At 69.7% G+C, this 24606-nt stretch carries 28 protein-coding genes; 20 read left to right on the top strand and 8 right to left on the bottom strand.

The features are described from left to right. Positions 1–180: 180 nt before the first annotated feature. From OHB21_RS32320 to OHB21_RS32290, 7 genes are read left to right on the top strand one after another with little or no spacing between them, the layout of a single operon-like run. Positions 181–1092 carry a helix-turn-helix transcriptional regulator gene (locus tag OHB21_RS32320; protein WP_084537692.1) on the top strand — a complete coding sequence of 304 codons (912 nt, stop codon included), beginning with the start codon at positions 181–183 and terminating at the stop codon, positions 1090–1092. Continuing rightward, positions 1089–2525, top strand: a complete 1437-nt coding sequence (gene sufB / locus OHB21_RS32315; RefSeq protein ID WP_067509470.1) for a Fe-S cluster assembly protein SufB — start codon at positions 1089–1091, stop codon at positions 2523–2525. The genes OHB21_RS32320 and sufB overlap by 4 nt, the downstream gene beginning before the upstream one ends. Then, the gene (sufD, locus tag OHB21_RS32310; RefSeq protein ID WP_407675059.1) at positions 2525–3733 is read left to right on the top strand and encodes a Fe-S cluster assembly protein SufD; all 1209 of its coding nucleotides are present in this window, start codon (positions 2525–2527) and stop codon (positions 3731–3733) included. The genes sufB and sufD overlap by 1 nt, the downstream gene beginning before the upstream one ends. Before the next feature lie 34 nt (positions 3734–3767). Next, a complete protein-coding gene (gene sufC, locus OHB21_RS32305; RefSeq protein ID WP_067509469.1) occupies positions 3768–4544 on the top strand; it encodes a Fe-S cluster assembly ATPase SufC in 777 nt (258 codons plus the stop codon). Position 4545: 1 nt separating this feature from the next. Then, entirely contained in the window at positions 4546–5808 is a 1263-nt protein-coding gene (locus tag OHB21_RS32300; protein ID WP_067509468.1) for a cysteine desulfurase, read from the top strand. A 3-nt stretch (positions 5809–5811) separates the two neighbouring features. After that, positions 5812–6270 (top strand): Fe-S cluster assembly sulfur transfer protein SufU, encoded by a 459-nt coding sequence (gene sufU, locus OHB21_RS32295; protein ID WP_067509467.1) that lies wholly within the window; start codon positions 5812–5814, stop codon positions 6268–6270. Continuing rightward, positions 6267–6641, top strand: a complete 375-nt coding sequence (locus tag OHB21_RS32290; RefSeq protein WP_067509466.1) for a metal-sulfur cluster assembly factor — start codon at positions 6267–6269, stop codon at positions 6639–6641. The genes sufU and OHB21_RS32290 overlap by 4 nt, the downstream gene beginning before the upstream one ends. Positions 6642–6816: 175 nt before the next feature. On the opposite strand, the gene OHB21_RS32285 is transcribed toward OHB21_RS32290, so the two are convergent. Beyond that, complete coding sequence (locus tag OHB21_RS32285) at positions 6817–7254, bottom strand: hypothetical protein (RefSeq protein ID WP_067509463.1); 438 nt, start codon at positions 7252–7254, stop codon at positions 6817–6819. A gap of 91 nt (positions 7255–7345) precedes the next feature. Here OHB21_RS32285 and OHB21_RS32280 point away from each other — a divergent pair, with 91 nt between their 5' ends. From OHB21_RS32280 to OHB21_RS32255, 6 genes are all read left to right on the top strand, one after another. After that, the gene (locus OHB21_RS32280; protein ID WP_067509461.1) at positions 7346–7555 is read left to right on the top strand and encodes a hypothetical protein; all 210 of its coding nucleotides are present in this window, start codon (positions 7346–7348) and stop codon (positions 7553–7555) included. Positions 7556–7836: 281 nt separating this feature from the next. Beyond that, positions 7837–8247 (top strand): DUF4189 domain-containing protein, encoded by a 411-nt coding sequence (locus OHB21_RS32275; RefSeq protein ID WP_228788896.1) that lies wholly within the window; start codon positions 7837–7839, stop codon positions 8245–8247. A gap of 71 nt (positions 8248–8318) precedes the next feature. Further along, positions 8319–8762 carry a DUF4189 domain-containing protein gene (locus tag OHB21_RS32270; RefSeq protein WP_067509456.1) on the top strand — a complete coding sequence of 148 codons (444 nt, stop codon included), beginning with the start codon at positions 8319–8321 and terminating at the stop codon, positions 8760–8762. A gap of 90 nt (positions 8763–8852) precedes the next feature. Further along, a complete protein-coding gene (locus tag OHB21_RS32265) occupies positions 8853–9359 on the top strand; it encodes a GNAT family N-acetyltransferase (protein ID WP_067509450.1) in 507 nt (168 codons plus the stop codon). Between the two features lie 98 nt (positions 9360–9457). Beyond that, on the top strand, positions 9458–10261 hold the full coding sequence (locus OHB21_RS32260; protein ID WP_147265715.1) for an esterase/lipase family protein: 804 nt from the start codon (positions 9458–9460) through the stop codon (positions 10259–10261). 250 nt (positions 10262–10511) lie between these two features. Next, positions 10512–11402 carry an alpha/beta hydrolase family esterase gene (locus tag OHB21_RS32255; protein ID WP_195124462.1) on the top strand — a complete coding sequence of 297 codons (891 nt, stop codon included), beginning with the start codon at positions 10512–10514 and terminating at the stop codon, positions 11400–11402. Between the two features lie 251 nt (positions 11403–11653). Here OHB21_RS32255 and OHB21_RS32250 read toward each other — a convergent pair whose 3' ends face one another. Beyond that, on the bottom strand, positions 11654–12073 hold the full coding sequence (locus OHB21_RS32250; protein WP_195124461.1) for a VOC family protein: 420 nt from the start codon (positions 12071–12073) through the stop codon (positions 11654–11656). Between the two features lie 63 nt (positions 12074–12136). On the opposite strand from OHB21_RS32250, the gene OHB21_RS32245 reads away from it, so the two are divergent. Then, positions 12137–12487: a winged helix-turn-helix transcriptional regulator gene (locus tag OHB21_RS32245; RefSeq protein ID WP_067509441.1), complete on the top strand. Its 351-nt coding sequence runs from the start codon at positions 12137–12139 to the stop codon at positions 12485–12487. Between the two features lie 40 nt (positions 12488–12527). Here OHB21_RS32245 and OHB21_RS32240 read toward each other — a convergent pair whose 3' ends face one another. The 3 genes from OHB21_RS32240 to OHB21_RS32230 are packed head-to-tail and all read right to left on the bottom strand — an operon-like array spanning position 12528 to position 15095. Then, positions 12528–13190, bottom strand: a complete 663-nt coding sequence (locus tag OHB21_RS32240) for a methionine ABC transporter permease (RefSeq protein ID WP_195124460.1) — start codon at positions 13188–13190, stop codon at positions 12528–12530. Between the two features lie 4 nt (positions 13191–13194). Beyond that, complete coding sequence (locus OHB21_RS32235; protein WP_195124459.1) at positions 13195–14223, bottom strand: methionine ABC transporter ATP-binding protein; 1029 nt, start codon at positions 14221–14223, stop codon at positions 13195–13197. After that, positions 14220–15095 (bottom strand): MetQ/NlpA family ABC transporter substrate-binding protein, encoded by an 876-nt coding sequence (locus OHB21_RS32230; protein ID WP_195124458.1) that lies wholly within the window; start codon positions 15093–15095, stop codon positions 14220–14222. Before OHB21_RS32230 ends, OHB21_RS32235 begins: the two co-directional genes overlap by 4 nt. Before the next feature lie 165 nt (positions 15096–15260). Between OHB21_RS32230 and OHB21_RS32225 the strand changes: the two genes are divergently transcribed. Both OHB21_RS32225 and OHB21_RS32220 read left to right on the top strand, forming a co-directional pair. Continuing rightward, the gene (locus OHB21_RS32225; protein WP_195124457.1) at positions 15261–16127 is read left to right on the top strand and encodes a MetQ/NlpA family ABC transporter substrate-binding protein; all 867 of its coding nucleotides are present in this window, start codon (positions 15261–15263) and stop codon (positions 16125–16127) included. Positions 16128–16257: 130 nt separating this feature from the next. Continuing rightward, the gene (locus OHB21_RS32220; protein WP_067509556.1) at positions 16258–17808 is read left to right on the top strand and encodes an acyl-CoA carboxylase subunit beta; all 1551 of its coding nucleotides are present in this window, start codon (positions 16258–16260) and stop codon (positions 17806–17808) included. Here OHB21_RS32220 and OHB21_RS32215 read toward each other — a convergent pair whose 3' ends face one another. Further along, complete coding sequence (locus OHB21_RS32215; RefSeq protein ID WP_195124456.1) at positions 17809–19095, bottom strand: hemolysin family protein; 1287 nt, start codon at positions 19093–19095, stop codon at positions 17809–17811. It lies immediately after the preceding gene. A 191-nt stretch (positions 19096–19286) separates the two neighbouring features. Next, a complete protein-coding gene (locus OHB21_RS32210) occupies positions 19287–20642 on the bottom strand; it encodes a lipase family protein (RefSeq protein WP_195124455.1) in 1356 nt (451 codons plus the stop codon). Between the two features lie 290 nt (positions 20643–20932). Between OHB21_RS32210 and OHB21_RS32205 the strand changes: the two genes are divergently transcribed. Then, the gene (locus OHB21_RS32205) at positions 20933–22540 is read left to right on the top strand and encodes an alkaline phosphatase D family protein (protein WP_195124454.1); all 1608 of its coding nucleotides are present in this window, start codon (positions 20933–20935) and stop codon (positions 22538–22540) included. 285 nt (positions 22541–22825) lie between these two features. Here the strand turns inward: OHB21_RS32205 and OHB21_RS32200 are convergent, their stop codons facing one another. After that, on the bottom strand, positions 22826–23380 hold the full coding sequence (locus tag OHB21_RS32200) for a GNAT family N-acetyltransferase (RefSeq protein WP_067509431.1): 555 nt from the start codon (positions 23378–23380) through the stop codon (positions 22826–22828). Positions 23381–23526: 146 nt separating this feature from the next. Between OHB21_RS32200 and OHB21_RS32195 the strand changes: the two genes are divergently transcribed. Genes OHB21_RS32195 through OHB21_RS32185 form a run of 3 tightly spaced genes read left to right on the top strand, consistent with a single transcriptional unit; the run spans position 23527 to position 24606 of the window. Next, the gene (locus OHB21_RS32195; protein WP_067509429.1) at positions 23527–23874 is read left to right on the top strand and encodes a hypothetical protein; all 348 of its coding nucleotides are present in this window, start codon (positions 23527–23529) and stop codon (positions 23872–23874) included. After that, positions 23871–24320, top strand: coding sequence for a MerR family transcriptional regulator (locus tag OHB21_RS32190; RefSeq protein WP_067509427.1), 450 nt, complete (start codon positions 23871–23873; stop codon positions 24318–24320). The genes OHB21_RS32195 and OHB21_RS32190 overlap by 4 nt, the downstream gene beginning before the upstream one ends. After that, complete coding sequence (locus tag OHB21_RS32185; protein ID WP_195124453.1) at positions 24310–24606, top strand: hypothetical protein; 297 nt, start codon at positions 24310–24312, stop codon at positions 24604–24606. The genes OHB21_RS32190 and OHB21_RS32185 overlap by 11 nt, the downstream gene beginning before the upstream one ends.

Below are 24606 nucleotides of genomic sequence, written 5' to 3'. Positions count from 1 at the left end.
TGAGTGGCTCGCGCCGGAGAAATTCCGGCGAACGGCGGACGGCCGCACCGCCGCGGGCGGTTTCTAGCGCATAACCACATGTCAGGGCAGGTTCGCAAGGATTTCGGTCGCCGTGATGCCGCCGTGAGACGCACCGCGGCCGACGGCCTCGCGAACCCGCGGCACCCGTTGAGGGCGCGCATGCCCGTCCGGAACGGCATCCGGCCGGGCTCGGTATCGCCGCAAGTCAGGGCACCCTTATTAGATTTCGGGAACGAATTCCGACACACTGGTGTTGTGAAAACAGTGGGTTTGCGGAAGAGCGACGAGAGGACCGGCCGACGGGCCGGTGCCGCGTCCTCGGCTGCGCCCGCGGCGGGGACCGAGGGCCACACCCGGGCCGCCATCGTCCAGCTGCTGCTGGAGGAAGGCCCGATCACCGCGACCGCCATCGGCACCAAACTCGGACTGGCCCCGGCCGGTGTACGCAGGCATCTCGACGCGCTCATCGACTCCGGTCAGGCCAGGGCGGGCCGCTCGGCGCCGTGGCAGCAGAAGGGCCGTGGCAGGCCCGCCAAGCAGTATCAGCTCACCGCCGCCGGCCGCGGAACGCTGGGCCACGCCTACGACGATCTGGCCGGGGCGGCGATCCGCCAGCTCGGCGAGATCGGCGGCCAGCAGGCCATCACCGAGTTCGCGCGCAAACGGGCACGCACTATCGTGGCCGGGATCGAGCCGGTGACCGAGCACACGCCGGAGCGCACGGCCGCCAAGGCCGACGAGATCGCCGACGCCTTCACCGACGCCGGTTTCGCAGCGACCACCCGCAAGGTGGGCGCGGGCGTGCAGATCTGCCAGCACCACTGCCCGGTCTCGCACGTGGCCGAGGAGTTCCCGCAACTGTGCCAGGCCGAGCTGGAGGCGTTCCGCGAACTGCTCGGCACCCACGTGCAACGACTGGCCACCATCGCCAACGGCGACTGCGCGTGCACCACGCACGTGCCGCTGCTGACCCTGCCGATCGCCGCGGGCGACCGGTCGACAACTTCATCTCTCCCCGCCGCACAGCCCGCGGCGGACCGAACGAACGACTCCGGAAGGAGTGCCGAATGACGACGACCACCGACCAGGTGCAGCCGCTCACCCAGGAAGAGACGATCGCCTCGCTGGGCAATTACGGTTACGGCTGGGCCGATTCGGATGTCGCAGGCGCCAGTGCCCAGCGCGGATTGTCCGAGGCGGTCGTCCGCGACATCTCGGCGAAGAAGAGCGAGCCCGAGTGGATGCTCGACATCCGGCTCAAGGCGCTGCGGATCTTCGACCGCAAGCCGATGCCGAACTGGGGCTCCAACCTCGAGGGCATCGACTTCGACAACATCAAGTACTTCGTGCGCTCGACCGAGAAGCAGGCCGAGAGCTGGGAGGACCTGCCCGAGGACATCAAGAACACCTACGACAAGCTCGGCATCCCGGAGGCGGAGAAGCAGCGCTTGGTCTCGGGCGTCGCCGCGCAGTACGAGAGCGAAGTCGTCTACCACCAGATCCGTGAGGACCTGGAGCAGCAGGGCGTCATCTTCCTCGACACCGACACCGCGCTCAAGGAGCACCCGGAGATCTTCCGCGAGTACTTCGGCTCGGTGATCCCCGCCGGTGACAACAAGTTCTCCGCGCTGAACACGGCCGTGTGGTCGGGCGGTTCGTTCATCTACGTGCCGCCGGGCGTGCACGTCGACATCCCGCTGCAGGCCTACTTCCGCATCAACACCGAGAACATGGGCCAGTTCGAGCGGACCCTGATCATCGTCGACGAGGGCGCCTACGTGCACTACGTCGAGGGCTGCACCGCGCCGATCTACAAGTCCGACTCGCTGCACTCCGCGGTGGTCGAGATCATCGTGAAGAAGGGCGGCCGCTGCCGCTACACCACCATCCAGAACTGGTCGAACAACGTCTACAACCTGGTCACCAAGCGGGCCAAGGCCGAGGCGGGCGCGACCATGGAGTGGATCGACGGCAATATCGGCTCCAAGGTCACCATGAAGTACCCGGCGGTCTGGATGACCGGCGAGCACGCCAAGGGCGAGGTGCTCTCGGTCGCGTTCGCCGGCGAGGGCCAGCACCAGGACACCGGCGCGAAGATGCTGCACCTGGCGCCGCACACCTCCTCGACCATCGTGTCGAAGTCGGTGGCGCGCGGCGGCGGCCGTGCCTCCTACCGCGGCCTGGTGCAGGTCAACAAGGGCGCGCACGGGTCGAAGTCGACGGTGAAGTGCGACGCGCTGCTGGTCGACACGATCAGCCGGTCCGACACCTACCCCTACGTCGACATCCGCGAGGACGACGTCACCATGGGCCACGAGGCGACCGTCTCGAAGGTGTCCGAGGATCAGCTGTTCTACCTGATGAGCCGCGGTCTCACCGAGGACGAGGCGATGGCGATGGTGGTGCGCGGCTTCGTCGAGCCGATCGCCAAGGAACTCCCGATGGAGTACGCGCTCGAACTCAACCGCCTGATCGAACTGCAGATGGAAGGGGCCGTCGGCTGATGGCGACTGGTGTGATGGGAGCGGTCGAGGGCGAGAACCCGGCCCGGCCGGCTCAGAACCGGGGTGCCGCGGCGGCGGTCAACAAGGGCGAGGTCTTCACCTCCTACGACGTGAACGCGTTCGAGGTGCCGTCCGGTCGCGACGAGGAGTGGCGTTTCACCCCGCTGCGCAGGCTGCGTGGGCTGCACGACGGCACCGCCGTGCGCGACGGGCAGGCCGTCGTCGAGGTCACCGAGGTCGAGGGTGTCACCGTCGAGACGGTGGACCGCACCGACGCCCGCCTCGGCGAGGCCGGCGTGCCCGCCGATCGTGTCGCGGCGCAGGCGTATTCGGGGTTCGAATCGGCCACGCTGGTGTCGGTGGGTGCGGAGACCGAGGTCGCCGAGCCCGTCGTCGTCACGGTCACCGGCCCCGGTGAGGGCCGTACGGCCTACGGCCACTTGCAGATCCGGCTCGGCGCCTTCGCCGCCGCCACCGTGGTCCTGGACCAGCGGGGCAGCGGAACCTACGCCGAGAACGTGGAATTCGTGCTGGGCGACAGCGCGAAGCTCACCGTGGTCGCGGTCCAGGACTGGGCCGACGACGCGGTGAACGCCACCGCGCACCACGCCAGGCTGGGGCGCGACGCCACGCTGCGCCACACCGCCGTCACGCTGGGCGGCGACCTGGTGCGCCTGACCGGCACCGTGAAGTACGACGGCCCCGGCGGCGACGCCGAATTGCTCGGCCTCTACTTCGCCGACGCGGGCCAGCATTTCGAGCAGCGCCTGCTGGTGGATCATTCGCAGCCGCACTGCAAGTCCAACGTGCTGTACAAGGGTGCCCTGCAAGGCGATCCGGATTCCCCCAAGGGCGACGCCCGCACGGTGTGGGTCGGCGACGTGCTGATCCGCGCGGCGGCCGAGGGCACCGACACCTTCGAGGTGAACCGGAACCTGGTGCTCACCGACGGCGCGCGCGCCGATTCGGTGCCGAACCTCGAGATCGAGACGGGGGAGATCGCCGGCGCCGGACACGCCAGCGCCACCGGACGATTCGACGACGAGCAGCTGTTCTACCTGCGCGCCCGCGGCATCCCCGAGGACGCCGCCCGCCGCCTGGTGGTGCGCGGCTTCTTCCACGAGATCATCCAGAAGATCGCGGTCCCCGAGGTCAGGGAGCGGCTCGAGGCGGCCATCGAGGCCGAACTCGCCGCCATCGGCGTCTGACCACCGAAACCACAGCCCCCGCAAAGGAATTCCCATGACCACCCTGGAAATCAAGGACCTGCACGTCGAGGTCGCCAACCCCGACGAGTCGGGCGAGCCCATCAAGATCCTCAAGGGCGTCGACCTCACCGTGAAGTCGGGCGAGACGCACGCCATCATGGGCCCCAACGGCTCCGGCAAGTCGACGCTGTCCTACGCCATCGCCGGGCACCCGAAGTACACGGTGACCTCCGGCTCCATCACCCTCGACGGCGAGGACGTGCTGGAGATGTCGGTGGACGAGCGCGCGCGGGCGGGCCTGTTCCTGGCCATGCAGTACCCCGTCGAGGTGCCGGGCGTCTCGATGTCGAACTTTCTGCGCACCGCCGCGACCGCCGTGCGCGGCGAGGCCCCCAAGCTGCGCCACTGGGTCAAGGAGGTGAAGGAGTCGATGTCGGAGCTCGAGATCGACGCGGCCTTCGCCGAGCGCAGCGTGAACGAGGGCTTCTCCGGCGGTGAGAAGAAGCGCCACGAGATCCTGCAGCTGGGCCTGCTCAAGCCGAAGATCGCCATCCTCGACGAGACCGACTCCGGCCTGGACGTCGACGCGCTGCGCATCGTCTCCGAGGGCGTGAACAAGTACAAGGAGCGGGAGAACGGTGGCGTGCTGCTCATCACGCACTACACTCGCATCCTGCGCTACATCCAGCCGCAGTTCGTGCACGTATTCGTGAACGGGCGCATCGTCGCCGAGGGCGGCCCCGAGCTGGCCGAAGAGCTCGACGCCAACGGCTACGTCCGCTTCACGCAGACCGCGGCAGCTGGAGCCTGATATGACAGCGGCGCCCATCACGGGTCGCGCCCTCGACGTGGCCCGCATCCGGGCCGACTTCCCGATCCTGCACCGCACGGTGCGGGACGGGAAGCCGTTGGTGTACCTGGATTCCGGCGCGACCTCGCAGCGTCCCACCGAGGTGCTCGACGCCGAGCGCGCGTTCCTCGTGACCAGCAATTCGGCCGTGCACCGCGGTGCGCACCAGCTGGCCGAGGAGGCGACCGACGCCTACGAGGGCGCGCGCGCCGATATCGCGCGGTTCGTCGGCGTGGACCAGGGCGAGATCGTGTTCACCAAGAACGCGACGGAATCGCTGAACCTGGTCACCCACGCGTTCGGCGACGACCGGTTCCCCCACCACGTCGGCCCGGGCGACGAGATCGTCATCACCGAGCTCGAGCATCACGCGAATCTGGTGCCGTGGCAGGAGCTGGCGCGGCGCACCGGCGCGACGCTGAAGTGGTTCGGCGTCACGGATGACGGTCGCATCGACCTGGATTCGCTGGTGCTCTCGCCCGCGACGAAGGTCGTGGCCTTCACCCACCAGTCCAACGTCACGGGCGCGGTCGCGCCGGTGGCCGAATTGGTGCGCCGCGCACGGGAAGTCGGCGCTTTGACGGTGCTCGACGCGTGCCAGTCGGTGCCGCACATGCCGGTCGACTTCCGCGCGCTCGGTGTGGACTTCGCGGCGTTCTCGGGCCACAAGATGCTCGGCCCCTCCGGCGTCGGCGTGCTCTACGGCCGCCGCGCGCTGCTCGAGGAGACCCCGCCGTTCATCACCGGCGGTTCCATGATCGAGACCGTCTTCATGGACCACAGCACCTACGCCCCGCCGCCGCAGCGGTTCGAGGCCGGTGTGCCGATGACCTCGCAGGTGGTCGGGCTCGGCGCGGCCGTGCGGTACCTCGAGGCCCTCGGCATGGACGCCGTCGCGGCGCACGAGCACGCGCTCACCGACGCCGCGCTGGCCGGGCTGAGCGCGATCGAGGGCGTGCGGATCATCGGTCCCACCGAGAACGTCGAGCGCGGTGGCGCGGTGGCGTTCGTGGTGGACGGCATCCACGCGCACGACGTGGGCCAGATTCTCGACGACCAGGGCGTGGCGATCCGCGTCGGCCACCACTGCGCGTGGCCGCTGCACCGGCGCTTCGGCGTGGCCGCGACTGCGCGCGCGTCGTTCGCCGTGTACAACACGTTGGACGAGGTGGATGCGCTGGTCGCGGCGGTGCGGAAGGCTCAAAGCTTCTTCGGAGTTGCATAGACCATGCGCATGGAGCAGATGTACCAGGAAGTGATCCTGGACCACTACAAGCGGCCGCATCACCGCGGGCTGCGGGAGCCGTTCGGTGCCGAGGTGCACCACGTGAACCCCACCTGCGGTGACGAGGTGACCCTGCGCGTGCACCTGGACGACAACGGTGACGTCGCCGACGTCTCCTACGACGGGCAGGGCTGCTCGATCAGCCAGGCCGCCACCTCCATCCTCACCGATCAGGTGATCGGGCTGCCGGTGCAGCAGGCGCTGAAGGTGGTCGACTCCTACAACGAGATGATCTCCAGCCGGGGTACCGTCGAAGGTGACGAGGACGTCATCGGCGACGGCATCGCCCTGGCGGGCGTGGCGAAGTACCCGGCGCGGGTGAAATGCGCGCTGCTGGGCTGGATGGCGTTCAAGGACGCGGTGATTCGGATTACCTCCGAACGAGAAGGGCAGGCGTCATGAGTGAGACACCCGTGACCGAGGCGGAGCCCGCCGAGCAGGTGGAGCTGTCCGCCGAGCAGATCAAGCACCTCGAGGACATCGAGGAGGCGATGCGCGACGTCGTCGACCCCGAACTCGGCATCAACGTCGTCGACCTCGGGCTCGTCTACGGCATCAGCGTGGAGAACGAGATCGCCAAGCTGGACATGACCCTGACCTCGGCGGCGTGCCCGCTGACCGACGTCATCGAGGACCAGTCCCGCAACGCGCTGGTCCGCTCCGGCCTGGTCGAGGACCTCGAGATCAACTGGGTGTGGATCCCGCCGTGGGGTCCCGACAAGATCACCGAGGACGGCCGCGAACAACTGCGCGCCCTCGGCTTCACGGTCTAGCAATCGCCTTCGGCGCGGCGGCTCCTCCCGGGGCCGCCGCGCCGTCGCGTTTCCGGTCGTCGGATGAGTTCGCCCGCCGGTCCGGTCTCCTCGACCGAGGGGCGAGGCCGCGGTGACGTCGCCGAACTCTCGGCGCCGGCGTGACGTACCTCGTTCTCGGCGTGCGCGCGCTCGCTCAGCGGGTCAGCAGGGCGATCAGCACCACGAGCAATGGGACGAGCAGCGCCAGGCCGAAGATCACGTACAGACCCGAGCGGCCGGGACGCTGCTGCGGTTCGAACCCCGCCGCGCCCGCGCTGTAGATCGTGTGCGGCGCGGCGTAGTACAGCCAGACCGGTCCGCGCGTGGTGTCGAAGTTCAGCGACGCCTTGCCCACCCGCCAGAGAACGTACTGGGACCAGAAGTGGATGGTGTAGTGGCCGGGTGGCAGCGTGATCGAGCCGAGCCCGTGCTCCACCCGGATGCGCAGGCCGAGCGGCGCGATCTCGGCCATCATCGGCAGGGCGTGCCAGCGTGGGCGCAGGGGCTCCTCCGCCCCGATGTGAACGGGGACCTGCGGCGGCGCGGGCTGGTGCGCGGGTGGTTGGTGCGGCGGATTCCACTGGTACGACACGTCGGTAGACGTTAGCGCGGCGTCGGCTGCGCGGAACCGCCCACCGAAAGAGGGGCTGGTAAGGGCCTTGCCGCCGCCCTACCTCGAGTAGATGAGGACAACCGCGACGCTGGGTGCGCTCGGTGCGGCCGTGGCGCTGGTGCTGGGGAGTCCGGCCGCGCAGGCACCGGCCGACCTGCGGGTGTGGGTGCGGTGCGGGTATCCGCAGCAGTTGCAGATCGCCGTGCACAACGCGGGGCCTGGTCCCGCGCGCGGCGTCGTGGCCCGGTACTGGGTCGCCTTCGGGGTGGCGGGGGAGTAGCGCGCCGAGGTCGTCGAGCCGGGGCGGACGGCGCTGTTCGACCTCGCGGGGATCCGTCCGGTGGAACCGGTCGCCGCCTCGGTCACCGCCGACACGCCCGATCCGAACCCCCTGGACAACCAGGGCCTCTACCCGCACCTGTACTTCCCGGTCCATCCGATGCCCTGCCTCGACTTCTGAGCGCCCGCGCGAAAACCCCTCGGGATATGGACATTCCGGGCGCGGTCGGGGAAGATCGCGGCGTTCAAGGTTCGTCGGACGGGAGAGTCGTTGTGTCCGTGATGGGTAAGTCGGCGGTGGCGGTGTTGTCGGCCACCGCGGTGATCGGGGTCGGGGCCGGACCAGCGGGAGCCGCCGGGCAGTACTACGGAACGCTGGCGCTGTCGCCGAGCACCGGAAAAGTCGTCGCGGCCATGGACCACGCCAGCAAGGTGAAGGCCGACGCCGCCGCGATCCGCGAATGCGGCGTCTACGACTGCGATCTCGTGCTCCAGGTGGTGGACGGCTGCGGCGCCATCGCGCGCGGCGCCGACGGCCGGTACGGGTGGGCGGCGGCCGGATCGCTCGCCGAGGCCGAACGGTTGGCGGTGGAGTCGCTGGGGCAGAGCGCGCCCCCGTTCCCCGACCTCGGCAGCGCCGCGCCGCGGCCCGCCGACGTGGCGATTTCCGCCTGCACGCAGAACGCGCGATAAACGATTTGGACATCTCCTCCCCGTCCACAATGATCTGAGGGGAATCGTTTTCTGAACGGGGAGGAAAGTCTATGTCTTTGTCGCGCAAGAGGATCGCGTGCGCGATGGCCGCGGGGGCCGTGCTCGCCGCGACCGGGTCGCTCGCGGCGGCCCAGGCGGAGCCGATCGAGGCCGCCAGCGGCAACCTGCACGGGGCGATGGCGGTGTCGCGCGACACCGGCGCCGTCTCCTACGCCGTGAACTACGCCTCGCAGGGCGCGGCGAACGCCAACGCCATCGCCGAATGCGGCGCGCGGGACTGCCAGGTGGTCGTCGAGTTCCGCAACGCGTGCGGCGCGGTGGCCCAGGGCGCCGACGGCCGCCTCGGCTGGGCGTGGGACCGCACCAAGCCCGACGCCGAGCGCCGGGCCATCGACGTGCTCGGCTGGAGCGCGCCGCCGTTCCCTGACCTGGGCAGCGCCTCGCCGCGCCCGGCGCACACCGTGCTCTCGGCCTGCACCTCGAACGTGGGCTGACCTGCGGTAACCGCGACCGCCCTCCCCGTGCGGGAACGGACGGCGGAGGGCGGGTTGCCGAATCGTGATCTTGTTGAGGATCATGGTGCTGTGTTGCTATCAGACGGTGTGATCACGCTGCGCCCCATCGCGGTCGACGACGCCCCGGCTCATCTAGCCGGTGAGGACGCCGAGCTGGTGCGCTGGCTCAACGACGGCCCGGGCACACCCGAGGGGGTGCGGGCCTACTTCGAGGAGCGCGTGGCCGACTGGGAATCCGACGGCGCCACCCGCACCTTCGCCATCCTCGAACAGGAGGGCGGCGCCCTCGTCGGCACCCTCGACGTCGAGGTCGAGCAACCCTTTCTCGCCAAGGGCCAGGCGAATCTGGCCTACGGCATCTACCCGCAGTGGCGCGGCCGCGGCCTGGCCACCCGCGCCGTCATCCTCGGCTGCCGCTTCCTCGCCGCCGCGGGCATGGCCGACGAGGCCGTCCTGCGCATCGACCCCTCCAACGCCGCCTCCGTGGCCGTCGCCCGCCGCGCCCGCTTCCGCTACCTGCGCGGCACCGACGAACCCGGTGAGGGCCGCCTCGACTGGTACATCCAGGCCGTGTAGGCCCTCGCGCGATCTGGGCGAATGTCCAGATATGACTGCCGTGGGTGGGCGGGATATGTCAAGGTGTTCGCAACGATCTCGTCGGTGAAGGTGGTGTCGTGCGGGCCGCTCGTCTTCTCGCCCTGGTGTTTCCTCTGATGGTGCTCGGGGTGCCCGTGTCCGCGGTGGCCGAGCCGGCCGCGCTGAACGACTGGCACTGCCGCCCGTCGGCGGAGCAGCCGCGGCCGGTGGTGCTGGTGCACGGGATCGCCGACGGGGTGGGGGCGTGGCGGGACCTCGCGCCGCGCCTGGCCGAGCGCGGCAGATGCGTGTTCGCGCTGGAGTACGGCAAGGACCCGCGGACATTCGGGCAGGTCAACGGGTTCGCGCCGCTGGCGCAATCGGCGGCGGAGATCGCGGCGTTCGCCGAGCAGGTCCGGGAGCGGACCGGGGCCGCGCGGGTGGATCTGGTGGGGCACTCCGAAGGCGGGCTGCTGTCGCTCGTCGTGTCCCGTGAGCTGGGCGCCGAGAAGGTGGGCACCGCCGTGCTGCTGGCGCCGCCGACGCACGGTACGACGCTGGGCGGATTGGTCACCGCCGTGGACGAGGCTGGTCTGCGCCCCGCCGCCGAGTACGTGCTGCGCGCCAATGTGTGCCCGGCGTGCGCCGATATGGTGCGCGGTTCGCGGTTCATCACCGAACTCACGGCGCCGCCGATCGCGGCGCCCGGTGTGCGGTACACGATCCTGGCGAGCGCGCACGACCAAGTGTCCAGCCCGGGGGGCATGGTCTCGTTCATCGAGGAACCGGGTGTGGTCAATCTCCTCGCCGAAAACCGGTGGCCCGACGGTGGTTTCGCGCACGGCACGCTGCCGCAGGATCCGCGCGTCCTCACCTGGGTCACCGATCTGCTGACTCGCTGAGCGAGCCGGAACAGCCGAACCGAGCAACTATGTCATGACCGGCGCGCCCCGCGCTGCCCGTGGAATTCGGGCGTTGCGGAGGCGGCGGGCGGGCCGGATGCTGGGCACGCTGCCGGGTGCTGAACGGCCCGGCAGGTGTTCGGCGGGAGCGTGATTCGGTGTCTGCGGGGTGGCGAGACGGGAGATCGCCTTGCCAATCGCGGTGTTTCGCCAGCGCACACGCGAAACAGCCGATAGGCAGGTGGATTCAGTGAAGACAGGAATCAGGAACCTCGTGGTGGCGGCGGTCGGGGTGCTGACCGCGGTCGCGTTCGCCGGGGTGGTGATCCCCGCGCAGGTGGGCGCGCAGCCCGCGGCGGCGTGTTCGACCACGCCGACGAATGGGACCGAGCGGCGGGACATCGACGACAGGCCGTACAACCTGTTCGTGCCGGAAGGCATTTCCGGGTCGGCCCCGCTGATCGTCGCTCTGCATGGTGGGCGGAGCAATCCGAACACCATCGAAACCCAGATGGGGTGGACCGAGTTCGCGAAGACGAACAAGGTGATCGTCGCGTATCCGCGCGGGAGCAAGAAGGAGGGGCTCGAGCACGAAGACCTCTGGGCGTGGGAGTTCGCGCGCAACACCGGCCCCGACGTGCCGTTTCTGCGCGATGTGATCACCGAGATCTCCGGCACCTACTGTGTGGCGCGGGACCGGGTGCATGTCGCGGGGCACTCCAACGGCGGGCAGATGACCACCCGAATCGTGTGCGAGGCGGACGATCTCATCGCCTCGGCCGCTGTGTGGGCGGGGCCGAAGGGCGCGTGGGATCTCGCGGACTGCCCCACCACCCGCCCCGTCGCGTTCGGCGTGATGCTCAACGACAACGATCCCTTCATCATGCAGGTGGTCGCCGAGCAGCACCGCGACCACTGGCGCGAGAAGAACAACTGCGGCGCCGAGCAGAGCGAATCGGGGCCGGGAGTGCTGCGGGGGCAACGATTCCCGTGCGCGGCCGGCACCGAGGTCGTCTACCGCCTGTACGACGGACCCGATAGTCCGTGGCTCGCCCACGACTGGCCCACGGGCGCGCGGGGCGCGGACGTGCGCAACCGGATGTGGCAGCTGTTCGACGCCAACCGGCACCCGTCGCAGTAGGGACGGAGGTCCGGTGCGGCGCGAACCGCACCGGACTTCGCCGACGTCGAATCTTGTTACCCACCAGCTGGGTTCGCCCCCGATCGGCGGCATCTGTCCGTGGAAGCGCTCGTGCCCTGGCCGCTCGCGCCGCCGATTGCGACCGCCTTGTCGAAGGCTGTGCCGAGCAGCTGGTGCTGGTGCCCGCCGCGCTCGCGGACGTACCCGCCGGGCGGCGCCTGCGACAACGACCCAAACTGACGTGCCTGAGTTCAGCTGAGGGGACCTCTGCTGTCGACAGTGCGGGTTCGGCCATCCCGGTCCAGGACGGCGGACCGGATGTCGGGCGACCATTCGACATACTCGATCTCCGCGCCGTCCGGGTGCCGCGCGTACAGGAATCGCCCGCTGGCCGATTCGAACGGCCCGCCGGTGACGGCGCCGCCGACTTCGGCGACGAACGCCGCGGCCGCGCCGAGGTCGTCCACCACGAGCGGGCCGACCGTGGTGCGGTAGGCGTCGACGGCGGCGGGTGGCCCCGCGATCAGCAGTAGGTCGCCCACGGCGGCGAGTTCGGCGTCGGCGAACGGGAATCGCAGGTCGGCGGGCCTGCCGACGAGCCGTTCGTAGACGGGCAGCGCGGTATCGAGGGCGGTGACGAACAGGCGGGCGTAGGTCTTGAGGATCTGCACCTCCCGCACGCTACGGCGGGTGCTTACGATAGGTAAGTACGCACATTCAAGTAAGAGGTACCCGTGTCCGCCCACCCGACCGACCGCGACCTCGCCGACGCCCTGGCCCGGCGAATCTTCGCCACCCTGTCGACGAAGTGGGCGCTGACGGCGCTCGAGGCACTCGCCGACGGCCCGCGCCGCTTCGCCGAACTCCACCGCGCCCTCGACGGCATCAGCCACAAGATGCTCACCCAAACCCTGCGCGCCCTGGAATCCGACGGACTCGTCGCCCGCCACGACCACGCCACCGCCAACCCGCGCGTGGACTACGCGCTGACCCCGGCCGGGTCGGAGTTGCTGGCGACGGTGTATGGCCTGTGCGCGTGGTCGCGAACGCATCTCGACACGTTGCTGGGGATCGGCGAGCGCTGAGGTCCGCGGGCTACTCTCTGTCCCGCGGACCTCCCACGATCTACCTCCGCAATACCTTGCGCGCCAACCAGTTCCCGAAGAACTGAATCCCCTGCACCCCCGCGATGATGATCAGCGTCGCCACCAGCGTGACCTGCCAGTCGAACCGCTGGTACCCGTACACCAGGGCGAAGTCGCCGAGTCCGCCGCCGCCGACGGTGCCCGCCATGGCCGACATGTCGACGATCGCGATCACCACGAACGTGTAGCCGAGGATGAGCGGGCCGAGGGCCTCGGGGATCAACAGGGTGAAGATGATTCGCAGTGGTCCGGCGCCGACGGCGCGCGCCGCCTCGATGACGCCGGGATCGACGGTCACCAGGTTCTGCTCCACGATCCGGGCGATGCCGAACGACGCCGCCACGATCATCACGAACGCCGCCGCCTCGGTGCCGATCGTGGTGCCCACCACCTCCAGCGTCACCGGGCCCAGCGCGGCGAGCAGGATGATGAACGGGATCGGCCGCACGATATTGACCAGCACGTTGAGCAGGAAGTACACGGGCGCGTTGGCCAGCAGACCGCCCTTGCGCGTGGTGTAGAGCGCGGTGCCGAGGAACAAGCCGATGAGCCCGCCCACCAGGAAGGTGAGCGTCACCAGATAGAGGGTGGTGCCGATCGCCTCGATCAGCACCGGTTGCAGTCTGTCCCAATCCGTCTGCACGGCACTACCTTTCCGGCGCGCGGCGCGCGAGTTCGTCGGCCACCTTCGCCACCGCGTCGTCCGGGCCGTGCAGGGCCAGGGTGATGCTGCCGAAGGTCTTGTCCTGCAACGTGCTCACCCCGCCGTACACCACTTCGAACCGCACGCCCGCGTGCGCGGCGGCGGTGAGCGCGCCGCCGACGCCGTGGTTGTCGTCCACATCGACGGTGACGAGCGTGCCGCCGTGCAAAGCGCGCAGCCGGTCGAGCTCGCCGGTGTCGGGCCGGTTGTGCAGCACTGTCTCCACGAACGAGCGGGTCGGCACGGCCTGCGGTGCCGCGAAAACCTCGAAAGTGTCGGCCAATTCGACGATCCGGCCCTCGGCCAGCACCGCGACCCGGTCGGCGACCGCCCGGATGACGTCCATCTCGTGGGTGATCACCACGATGGTGACGCCCAGCTCGCGGTTGATCTTCTTCAGCAGCCGCAGCACCTCACCGGTGGTCTCCGGGTCCAGCGCGGAGGTGGACTCGTCGGCCAGCAGCAGCGAGGGCGAGGTGGCCAGCGCCCGCGCGATGCCCACCCGTTGCTTCTGACCGCCGGAGAGCTGGTCGGGGTAGTTGCGCGCCTTCTCCGACAGGCCCACGAAGTCGAGCAGTTCGGCGACCCGCGCCTTGCGCTCGGCGCGCTTCCAGCCCGCCACCTTCAGCGGATACTCGATATTTCCCGCCGCGGTGCGCGACCGGAACAGGTTGAACTGCTGGAACACCATGCCGATATCGCGCCGCAGCTGTCGCACCCGCGCCTCCGGCACACCCGTGATGGGTGTGCCGGAGATCGTGACGGTGCCGCTCGTCGGCTTCTCCAGCGCGTTGATCAGGCGCACCAGCGTGCTCTTGCCCGCGCCGGAATACCCGATGACGCCGAAGATCTCGCCCCGCTCGATGCGCAGGTCGAGGCCGTCGAGCGCGACGTGCCGGTCCGCGCCCTTGCCGAAAACCTTGGTGACCCCGTGGAATTCGACGGCCGCGACGGAATCGCCGCCCGAACTCACTTGCCGTCGCGGATGGTCTGCTGCACCCGCTCCAGGATCTGCTCGAGCTCGGCGGGCTCGCGCCGCACGTCGACGGCGGTGTTCTTGGTGCTCTCGGCGAACGCGGCCGCGACCTCGGGGTCCTTCCAGATCTCCACGACCTTGCGATAGGTCGGGTTGTCCTTGTCCTCGGCCCTGGTGACGATCACGTTGATGTAGGGCTCGGCGGCCGGATCGGCCGGATCGTCCTTGAACAGCGCGGAGTGCGGGTCGATGCCGGAGCGCTCCAGGAAGGTGTTGTTGATGATCGAGCCGTCCACCGAGGGCAGTGACAGCGCGGTCTGCGCGGCGTCGACCGGGGTGACCCGCACCTTAGACGCGCCCTCGTCGAGATCGGCGGGCGTGGGCTGGCGGGTGTCGCCCGCGATCTTCACCAGGCCCGCGGCCTGGAGCACGAACAGGGCGCGCGCCTGGTTGGTGGGATCGTTCGGGATGGCGATCTCGCCGCCCTGCGGGATATCGGCCACCGACCCGTGTTTGCGCGAGTACAGGCCCAGCGGCACGATGTAGGTGGAGCCGATCGGGGTGAGCGTGTCGTTGGTGGACACATTGTGCTGCCCCAGGAACTGCAGGTGCTGGAACAGGTTGACGTCGATCTGCTTCTGCGCCAGCGCCCGGTTGGGCTGCTGGTAGTCCGAGTAGTTGGTGACCTGCAGGGTGATGCCCTGCTCGGCGGCCTTGCGCTCGAAGACGTCCCATACTTCGTTCCGGTCGGTGGTGCCGATGCGCACCACATCGCCGGAGGAGGCCGTGTCATCGCCGCCGCAGGCCGTCAGGGTCAGTGCCGCGGTGGCTACCAGGACCGGGATCGCCAGTGCCCGATGGAATCTCACTCGTGCTCCCACTTGTGTATCGCGAAATGCGCGGCGGAGGTCGGTTCGGCGCCGCGCTGTCCGAACCCGGCAATCCAAGCGGTGCGGCAAACCCTCCGGCAATGGTTCCGATTGTGGTGAGCGAAAGTCTCCCGGCGAGTTGGACGGGCGTCTAGGTTGCCCACAATGCGAATACTGCGCCGTGCGCTGCTCGTCCCGGTGATCGTCGCGCTGACGCTGAGCGCGGCCGCGTGTGGTTCGGACGACCGTGAGGGGGTCGTCCGGGTCGGCGTGAACGATCTGGCGCTGCCGCACTGGGACGTGCTGAAGCGCAAAGCCGCCGATCAGGGCATCACCATCGAGTACGTCAACTTCACCGACTACAACCAGCCCAATCCGGCGTTATCGCAGGGGCGGGTGGACCTCAACAAGTTCCAGCACGTGCGCTACCTGGCCAACTACAACGTCCGCAATAACGACGACCTGGTCCCCATCGGGGCCACCGAGATCTTCCCGCTCACCCTGTACTCGCGTAAGCACGCCTCGGTGGCCGATATTCCGCAGGGCGGCGAGATCACCCTGAGCAACAATCCCGCGAACCAGGTGCGCCCGTTGCTGGGACTCGCCGCGGCCGGGCTGATCGTGCTGAAGGGCGGCGCGAGCTGGGACTCCAAGATCGAGGACGTCGACACCGGCGCCTCCAAGGTGCGCCTCACCCCGATCGACCCGACCCTGACCGCACCCTCGCTCGACAGCCTGGACGCGGCCTTCGTGGACGACACCTTCGCCCGGCCGGCCGGGCTCACCGAGGAACAGGTGATCTTCACCGACGATCCGCAGCGTCCCGAGCTGAAGCAGTACATCAACGTCTTCGCCGCCCGCGCCGAGGACAAGGACGATCCCACGCTGCTCGCCGTCGCGCGGCTCTACCACGACCCGGAGGTCGAGGCCGCGGTGCAGGCCGAGACCGGCTACCAGGGCATCTTCAAGACCAACGATCCCGCCGATCTCCAGGCGACGCCGGCCGAACTGGAGGAGCACTTCCGGAAGTAGCTTGGGATCGCGGCCAAGGGCGATCGATCGCGCGTTGTGAGTTGCCCAAGGATCGCGCTCGGCTCCGGTGCGCGCGCCTCCGGCTTCCTACGCTCGGCCGTGGCTGTATCGGATGTCGGAAGGCGGCTACATGGTCGGCACGCGGGAGAAGCTCGAGCATTTGCGCGGGGTGCTGGCGGTGGCCGCCGAACCGTCGGGGGCGACGGGCATCGCCAAGCGCGAAGCCAAAGGCATTCCCAGCGCACGGGAACGGGTGAACTCCCTGCTCGACGCCGGAACGTTCATCGAGATCGGCGCGCTGGCCCGCACACCGGGCCAGCCCGACGCCAAGTACGGCGACGGTGTGGTGACCGGGCACGGCCGCATCGAGGGCAGGCCGGTGGTGGTGATCGCGCACGACCAGACCGTCTACGGCGGCTCGGTCGGAGAGATGTTCGGGCGCAAGGTCGCTCACATCCTGAAGTTCGCCTACGAGAAGGCGTGCCCGGTGGTCGCGATCAACGATTCCGGCGGCGCCCGCATCCAGGACGCGGTCACCTCACTGGCGTGGTTCGCCCATATGAGCCGCCGCCAGGAGCGGTTGTCGGGTTTCGTGCCGCAGGTCTCGATCATGCTCGGCAAGTGCGCGGCCGGTTCGGTGTACGGGCCGGTGAACACCGATGTGCTTGTGGCGACGGAGAATTCGTACATGTTCGTCACCGGTCCGGAAGTGATCAAGGCGGTGACGGGGGAGGACGTGACCCCCGACGAGCTGGGCGGTGCGCGCGTGCAGGCCGCCAACGGCGTGATCCACCACGTGGCCGCCACCGAGCGCGACGCGTTCGACTGGGCGCGAAAGTACTTGAGCTACTTGCCGTCCAGCTGCCTGGAGCAGGCTCCGATCGTGAATCCCGGTCTGGAGCCCGAGATCACCGCCACCGACCTGGAACTCGAGCGGATCATCCCGGACTCCGACCGCGCCGGCTACGACATGCACGACATCCTGCTGCGCATCTTCGACGACGGCGACTTCCACGAGATCCGGGCCGAGACGGCCGCCAACCTCATCACCGGTTTCGCGCGCGTGGACGGGCGCAGCGTGGGCGTGGTGGCCAACCAGCCGCTGGTGCTGGGCGGCGCGGTGGACGCGAAATGTTCCGACAAGGCAACGCATTTCATCCGGCTCTGCAACGCCTTCGGACTGCCGCTGATCTTCGTGGTGGACACGCCCGGCGTGCTGCCCGGCGTGGAGGAGGAGCGCAACGGCGTGATCGTGCGCGGCGGGCGGGTGTTCCGCGCGATCATCGAGGCGACCGTGCCGATCGTGAACCTGGTGGTGCGCAAATCCTACGGCGGCTCCTACGGTTTCATGGCGTGCAAGCAGCTCGGCGCGGACATCAGCCTGGCCTGGCCCACGGCGCGCATCGCGGTGATCGGCGCGGAGAGCGCCGTCGACCTGGTGGGCCGCCGCCAGCTCATGCAGGTGCCGGAGGATCAGCGGGCCGCGGTGCGCGAGTACATGATCGATCAATACAACGCCACCGTCGCGACGCCGTGGATCGCCGCCGAACGCGGCTACATCGACGCGGTGATCGAACCCTCGCGCACGCGTTTGGAATTGCGATCGGCGCTGCGGCTGCTGCGCGACAAAGACGTGGTGACCGACCACAATCCGCGCAAGCACAGCCTGTACCCGATGTAGTCAGCGGCGGCGGGTCAGGCGCAGGCGCGCGATGCGGTTGCCGTCGAATTCGCTGACGGTGAGCCGATTCCCGTCGACGGTGATGCTGTCGCCGAGGCGGGGGAGCCGGCGCAAGTGGTGCAGGACGTAGCCCGCGACGGTCTCGTACGGCCCCTCGGCGAGGGCGATACCAGTGAGGTGGGTGAAATCGTCGAGCAGGAGCAGGCCGTCGACCTGCTGGTGCGGCGGCGGGCCGTCCGGGCCGGGCACGGGCGGTGGAATCGGCTCGGCGGGCTCGAACTCGTCACCGATCTCGCCGACGATCTCCTCCACGATGTCCTCGACCGTCACGATGCCCGCGGTGCCGCCGTATTCGTCGATGACGGCGGCGATCTGGGCGTTCTCGCGCCGCAGCGCGGTGAGCGCGGCGAGCACGGGTTTGGCGCCCGGCATCGCGGCGATCGGGCGGCACACCGAGGCGACGGTGGCGTCGTCGTCGGCGGCGAGCAGATCGCGCAGGTGCACGAAACCGAGTAGATCGTCGGCGTTCACGCCGATCACGGGGTAGCGGCTGTGGGCGGTCGCCAGCGCGGTGGCGCGCGCGGCGGTGATCGGGGTGTGCGCGTGCAGGAAATCGACCTCGGTGCGGGGACGCATCACCTGGGTGAGCCTGCGGTCGCCCGCGTCGAAAAGTTCCGAGTGCATGAGCCTTTCGTCCTCGGGGACGGCGCTGTGGCCCAGCACCAGATCGCGCAGCTCCTCGTGGGTGATGTCCTCGTTCTTCACCGAGGGATCGCCGCCCAGCACGCGCACCAGGGCGTCGGTGGAGACCGAGAGCAGCCAGATCACCGGGCGCATGAGGGTGGCGAACCGGTCCAGCGCGGGGGCGGTCACCAGCGACGTCGCGGAGGCGCGTTGCAGCGCAAGGCGTTTGGGCACGAGCTCGCCCAGCACCAAGGACAGGTACGAGACCAGCAGCGTCGTCATGATCACCGCGACGGCGTCGGCCGAGCCGCCGGGCAGCCCCCACGCGCGCAGGGTGGGCGCGAGATCCGGGGCCAGCGCGGACGCCCCGTAGGCGGCGGAGAAGAAGCCCGCGACCGTGACGCCGATCTGCACGGCGGAGAGGAACCGGTTGGGGTCGCGGGCGAGTGCGGCGGTGCGGGCCCCGCGCCTACCGCGCCGGGACAGCCGCCGGATCTGACTTTCCCGCAGCGTCACCAGCGCGATCTCGGTCGCCGCGAACACCCCGCCGAGCAGGACAAACAGCAGCACCAGACCGAAGTCGAGGAGCGTGTCGGCGCTCATCGCACCGCACCCGTCGCGTAGCGGGGCGCTCTCGGGCCCGGACTGTCGTCCATGATCCTTCCGTCTCGACGATGGACTCCAGTGTAGAGAGAAGCCGACAAAACGGACAGGGTGGCGGGAGTCCGGTTCCGGGTCAGGTGGGCTCGACCCGCGACGTGTCCGCCCGCACAGTGTGCCGTCGGCCGGCGCGCCTACTTGCGTGCGAAGCGCTCCCGCAGCGGTGTGCGCGGTGCGCCCGTGACCCGCATGCCCAGCAGGATCCGGAGCGTGAGCCCGATCAGGTGGGCCAGCCCGGCCAGCGTCGACCGGCTTCCCAGCACGCTGCGCACGGTGGTGGTCTCGCCGGCGGGCAGCGGACGATCCTCGAAACGGTCGGCGAGCCACGCGAACATCAGGGGCGCGGCGAAGATCGCGAGGCTGAGGTGTTCGCTGAGGCGGTCGCGCAGATAGGTGACGTGGGCACCCCTGGCCCGGTAGCGCTCGACCTGGCCGTCCACGTCGTCCACCGAGATGATCTGGTCGTACACGCCCTGCACGACGAACATCGGCATGGCCGGCGTCCGTCGCCCGAGCTGCAGACTCTGCATCAGGTCGACGATCTCGGGGCGGGCCAGCACGTCGGCGAGCGGTGTGGTGGTCAGATCGTCCCAGTCCATGCGCATATTCCGCACGACGGCGACGACAGTGGTGCGGCCCGCGATGTCATCCAGGCGGCGTTGCGCGTCGGTGGTCGCCACGTCCTCGAGCGCCGCGCGCAGTGCGGGGGAGACCCGCCGCAGGCCCGCGACCACCAGACCGGGCAGCCCCGCGTGCAGCGATTTGTTCAGCCGCAGGAACGTCGAGGCCGGATCGCCCACGGGCGCGCCCGCGACGGCGCCGACGATGTTCAGCTCCGGCGCGTAGGCGGCCGCCATCTCGGCCGCCCAGGATGTCGCCATCCCGCCACCGGAATACCCGAACAGGCCGATCCGCGTGCCGAACGGCAGACCCAGCGGTGCGAAGGCGAGGGTGGCGCGCACGCCGTCGAGCACCCGGTATCCGGGCTCGCGCGGCGCGCCGAACGCGCCCTGCATACCCTCGTGATCGGCGACGCTGACGATCCAGCCGCGTTCGAGCGCGGCCGCGATCAGGAACGGGAACTCGAACTGCGGTACCGAGCCGAGCGCCCGCGCGCCGTGGCGCAGCGAGTACGAGGGGAAGCAGCGCGAGGAGACCGCGTCGATGGCGCATTGGAACGCGACGACCCGGCGCGGCGCGTCGTCGGCGGTCTCGGGCACCAGCACGGTGGTCACCGCCGTGTCGGGCTTCCCGTCCAGATCCGTGGTGCGATACAGCAGCTGCCACGAGGTGATCGGCTGCCGGACCAGGCCGAACGCGCTGAGCGTTGCGGTGCGGACGTGCAGAATGGTCCCCGGCGCGGTCGCCTCCCAGCCCGCGGGTGGGAGGTAGAAGGGGTCCGCCTCGGGCAGAAGTGGCTGCCGCTCGTCGGGGAAGGGGATCGGTTCCTGGGGTGCGTCATACCTCGCGACGTCGGCTTCGACGGTCATGATGTCCCTTCCGGGCGGCGGCCCACGATGGCCGTCGCCGCACTGGTGGCCGCCGGAGTGCGGCGGTCCCGGTCGCCGGTGCACGGGGAACCGGACGGGTCCCCATGATCGAATTGTCCGTGCCCTGCGGTGTCCCAGTCACTGCACGCAGGTGAGAATCCTGGCTCGCCCAATTCGTTTCCCGTCACAGTGCGCACGGCCTCACCTGGCACAACGCGGTCGGCTCCGATCCACTTCCCGGTTACCGGAGGTTTTCCGGACGGTTGTGCGAGGGTGATCGGGTGGCCGATATGAACAAGCGTCCAGATCTTGGAGTGAACCGGCGGCGATTCCTGGCGACCTCGGCGGTCACCGCCTCGGCCACCGTGGCGCTCGGCGCGGGACAGGCCGGTGCCACGGCGCCGGTGTTCGCCCACGGTGTCGCCTCGGGAGATCCGTTGCCGGACAGAGTGATTCTGTGGACGCGGGTCTCGGATGTGGATGCTCCGATCGCGGTGCGATACGAGGTCGCGCGCGACGAAGGATTCGGTGCCGTCGTCACCAGTGGCACCGTAACCGCCACGGCAGCAGGGGATTTCACGGTCAAGGTCGACGCGTCCGGCCTCGCTCCCGGCACCCGGTACTTCTACCGATTCACGGTGGGCGGGGTGACCTCACCGGTCGGGCGCACCGCGACCGCGCCGAGCGCGGGCGCCACGCCGGAGGTATTTCGCGCGGCCGTGGTCTCCTGCTCCGATTACCAGGCGGGCTACTTCTCCGCCTACCGGCACCTCGCCGCGCGCGACGACCTCGACGTGGTCATCGAATTGGGCGACTACCTCTACGAATACGGCGCCGACCACGCGATCGTGCGTGCGCACGAACCCGCGCACGAAATGGTCACGCTCGCCGACTACCGCACCCGCCACGCCCAGTACAAAGCCGATCCGGACCTGCAAGCCGCCCACGCCGCGCATCCGTGGATCTGCACGTGGGACGACCACGAATTCACCAATAACGCGCACTCCCTCGGCGCCGACAACCACGATCCCGCCACCGAGGGTGACTGGAATGCGCGCCGCGCGACCGCGAAGCAGGCCTACCTCGAGTGGATGCCGGTGCGGCCCAACGGTGATCGCATCTACCGCAGGCTCCGCTACGGGACGTTGCTCGAACTCTCCATGCTGGACCTGCGCACCTACCGCAGCGCGGAACTGACCGCCGGAGCGGGCTCCGCGCGCGCTGCCGACCCGGACCGCACCATGATGGGCGCGGAGCAATTCGCCTGGGCGGCAGCGGGAATCGAGTCGAGCCCGGCGATCTGGAAGCTGATCGGCAATTCGGTGATGAGCGCGCCGCTGCAACTGCCGCTGCTGGATCCCCGGCTCGCCGAGGCGGTGGCGGCGACCATCGGCTCCGAATCGTTCCCGGCGTCGGGCCAGGGTCTCGGGATCAACCTGGATCAATGGGACGGGTTCAGCGCCGAGCGGCACCGGCTGCTCACCCGCCTCGCCGGGATCACCGGTGTCGTGTTTCTCACCGGCGACATCCACTCGTCCTGGGCCAACGACGTGCCGCTCGACACCCCCGCCTACCCGGCCACCCCGCCGGTCGCCGTCGAGTTCGTCGCCACCTCGGTCACCTCCCAGAACGCCGACGACTTCCTCGGTCTGCCCCCGCGCACGGTCACCCTCGGCGCCGAAGCCGCGATCCGCGCCGCCAACCCCCACGTGCGCTACCTCGACTTCGACTCCCACGGCTTCTCCGTCCTGGAAGTCACCCCGGCCCTCGCCCGCATGGACTGGTTCTACGTGTCGCACCCGACCGACCCGGCGGCGACGTTGCGCCACGGGGCGGCGTACGAAACCGGCCACGGGGGAACGGGTTCCGCGCCGATGGGGGTGCGGGCGGTGGTGTGAGCGGGCTCCGCAGGCCGAACCGGGCGACCGACCCGATTCGGCGACGGCGTGCTGCGTGGATGCTCCGGCGCGGCGGTGAATCGGCCGCGTGAGCCGGTGGGATCACCAGGGTTGATGTCGACGAGCTAGGTACCGGTACGCGCCGCCGCGGTGTCGGGCGTCCCCTGCCGAGGCTGGTCGATGGACGGCCGATCGGTGCGGCGTTGGGTTCGCGTGTCGGAGCACGGACGGCGGGGCGGTTCGCGGTGGTCGTGGGCGGCGTCGGCTTGTCGGCAGACTCGGAGCTCAGCGAGTTCCGCGCCCGTCGCCCGCGAGGCGGCCTCGGCGGATCAAGTCGCGTTTGGTGCCGGGGGCGATGGGTGGGAGGGCGGCGTCGTCGGCGGCGTCGGGGTCGTTCGGGTTGGGGCGCACGAACAGCGTGACGGTGGCGGCCGGGTGGAAACCGCGCCGCGTCATGAGGGTCGCCGAGGCGGTGTTGGAGCTCTCCACGTCGGTGACGATGCGCCGTGCGCCGCGCGCGAACAGCGCCGCCGAGCACGCTTCCACCAGGCGTCCCGCGATGCCGTGGCCCTGCATATCGGGCGCGACGGCGATCCACTCCAGATAGCCCCAGTCGTCGCGCAACTCGAATTCCATGGAGCCGAGCACGAATCCGACGACGCGGTCGGAATCCAGCGCCACCCAGCAGGCGTTGTCCGGACTGTCCAAGTGCTCGGCGACGCTGGTGAGCGACCACGACGTGTAGGGCTTGGTGCCGGTGTCGAACACCTGGTGGCCGAGATCGAGGACCTGGCGCAGGTGGCCGAGACCCATCGGGACGATCGCTACGTCGGCATCCATGCCGACAGTTTGCCAGCTGGTGGCGGGGCCGGGCGCAGGCTCGCGCGCGAGGTGCCGAATCCGGGGTTGCATCCGGTACCCGGGTACAGGCTCAGCATCGAATCACGGGGCCACCACCGGCCTCGACAGGCAGGAAGGTACAGGTCATGGCCTCGCGATCAGAGCGCCCGGACGCGGTGTGGACCGACGTCGACGCGTGCACGCTCCCCACCCCCGAACGCCCGGTGCGGCTCGCCGAGTTCGACACGCTGTTCGCCACCTCGGTGCGCCGCGTGGACCGGGTCGCGCCCACGCTGTTGCGCCTCGAACTCGACGGCGCCGCCGAGGCGACGGCGCGCGATCTCGCGGCGCGCGAATCCGGTTGCTGCTCGTTCTTCACGTTCCGATTCGCGGCCTCGGGCGCGCGGACGGTGCGCATGGACGTGGAGGTGCCCGCCACGCGCGTCGACGTGCTCGACGGGTTGGCGAGCCGCGCGGGGGAGGCGCGGGCGTGAACGGGCCGGAAACCGGACTGCGTACCGGCGAACTCGCGGCGGCGGCCGGGGTGAACGCGCAGACGTTGCGGTACTACGAGCGGCGCGGGTTGCTGGCCGAGCCGCGCCGCTCGCTGGGCGGCCACCGCCTGTATCCCGAGGACGCGGTGACGCTGCTGCGGGTGATCAAGGCGGCGCAGCGGCTCGGGTTCACCCTCGACGAAGTCGCCGAACTCCTCGAGGTCACCCGCGCGCGCCGCCGCTCGGATGCCGGATTGCAGGCGCGGGCCGCGGCCAAACTGGCCGAGATCGACGCGAAACTCGCCGATCTGCGGGCGGTCCGCGACACCCTGAGCGCCGCGCTGGCCGCCGGTTGCGACGACCTGCTCGTCTGCGGCGCGAGCCCCGAATGCCCGATCCCGATGGACGTCGACGACGTGCGGGACGGAGGACGCTGTGGGTGCTGAATCCCGTACTCCCCGCCGGTGGCTCGCGACGATCGGCGTGGGCGCGGCGATCTGCGTCGGCTGCTGCCTCGTTCCGCTGCTGGCGGACCTCGGTATCGCCGGCGGTGGTGTCGCGCTGCTGAGCATGTCGTGGTGGGAGCCGCTGGGGTTCGTGTTGATCGCGGTCGGTGTGGTGGGAGTGGTCTGGTCGAGGGTGCGCGCGAGCCGGCGGGAGTGCGGGGCGAGCGGAGGCTGTTCGAGTGTCCGGGTGCGGTTGCGTCACCGCGTGATGGTGCGGCCCGCCTAG

The sequence above is a fragment of the Nocardia puris genome (assembly GCF_036051655.1).
Lineage (GTDB): Bacteria > Actinomycetota > Actinomycetes > Mycobacteriales > Mycobacteriaceae > Nocardia > Nocardia puris.
Note: the sequence above shows the minus strand (reverse complement) of the source record. Positions and strands in the feature narration are given on the sequence as shown.

What these genes read in the sequence shown, in the direction of transcription:
- OHB21_RS32320 (WP_084537692.1), top strand. Translation starts at nt 181, where the DNA reads ATGCCCGTCCGGAACGGCATCCGGCCGGGCTCGGTATCGCCGCAAGTC.
- sufB (WP_067509470.1), top strand. Translation starts at nt 1,089, where the DNA reads ATGACGACGACCACCGACCAGGTGCAGCCGCTCACCCAGGAAGAGACG.
- sufD (WP_407675059.1), top strand. Translation starts at nt 2,525, where the DNA reads ATGGCGACTGGTGTGATGGGAGCGGTCGAGGGCGAGAACCCGGCCCGG.
- sufC (WP_067509469.1), top strand. Translation starts at nt 3,768, where the DNA reads ATGACCACCCTGGAAATCAAGGACCTGCACGTCGAGGTCGCCAACCCC.
- OHB21_RS32300 (WP_067509468.1), top strand. Translation starts at nt 4,546, where the DNA reads ATGACAGCGGCGCCCATCACGGGTCGCGCCCTCGACGTGGCCCGCATC.
- sufU (WP_067509467.1), top strand. Translation starts at nt 5,812, where the DNA reads ATGCGCATGGAGCAGATGTACCAGGAAGTGATCCTGGACCACTACAAG.
- OHB21_RS32290 (WP_067509466.1), top strand. Translation starts at nt 6,267, where the DNA reads ATGAGTGAGACACCCGTGACCGAGGCGGAGCCCGCCGAGCAGGTGGAG.
- OHB21_RS32280 (WP_067509461.1), top strand. Translation starts at nt 7,346, where the DNA reads ATGAGGACAACCGCGACGCTGGGTGCGCTCGGTGCGGCCGTGGCGCTG.
- OHB21_RS32275 (WP_228788896.1), top strand. Translation starts at nt 7,837, where the DNA reads ATGGGTAAGTCGGCGGTGGCGGTGTTGTCGGCCACCGCGGTGATCGGG.
- OHB21_RS32270 (WP_067509456.1), top strand. Translation starts at nt 8,319, where the DNA reads ATGTCTTTGTCGCGCAAGAGGATCGCGTGCGCGATGGCCGCGGGGGCC.
- OHB21_RS32225 (WP_195124457.1), top strand. Translation starts at nt 15,261, where the DNA reads ATGCGAATACTGCGCCGTGCGCTGCTCGTCCCGGTGATCGTCGCGCTG.
- OHB21_RS32220 (WP_067509556.1), top strand. Translation starts at nt 16,258, where the DNA reads ATGGTCGGCACGCGGGAGAAGCTCGAGCATTTGCGCGGGGTGCTGGCG.
- OHB21_RS32215 (WP_195124456.1), bottom strand. Translation starts at nt 19,095, where the DNA reads ATGAGCGCCGACACGCTCCTCGACTTCGGTCTGGTGCTGCTGTTTGTC.
- OHB21_RS32210 (WP_195124455.1), bottom strand. Translation starts at nt 20,642, where the DNA reads ATGACCGTCGAAGCCGACGTCGCGAGGTATGACGCACCCCAGGAACCG.
- OHB21_RS32205 (WP_195124454.1), top strand. Translation starts at nt 20,933, where the DNA reads ATGAACAAGCGTCCAGATCTTGGAGTGAACCGGCGGCGATTCCTGGCG.
- OHB21_RS32200 (WP_067509431.1), bottom strand. Translation starts at nt 23,380, where the DNA reads ATGGATGCCGACGTAGCGATCGTCCCGATGGGTCTCGGCCACCTGCGC.
- OHB21_RS32195 (WP_067509429.1), top strand. Translation starts at nt 23,527, where the DNA reads ATGGCCTCGCGATCAGAGCGCCCGGACGCGGTGTGGACCGACGTCGAC.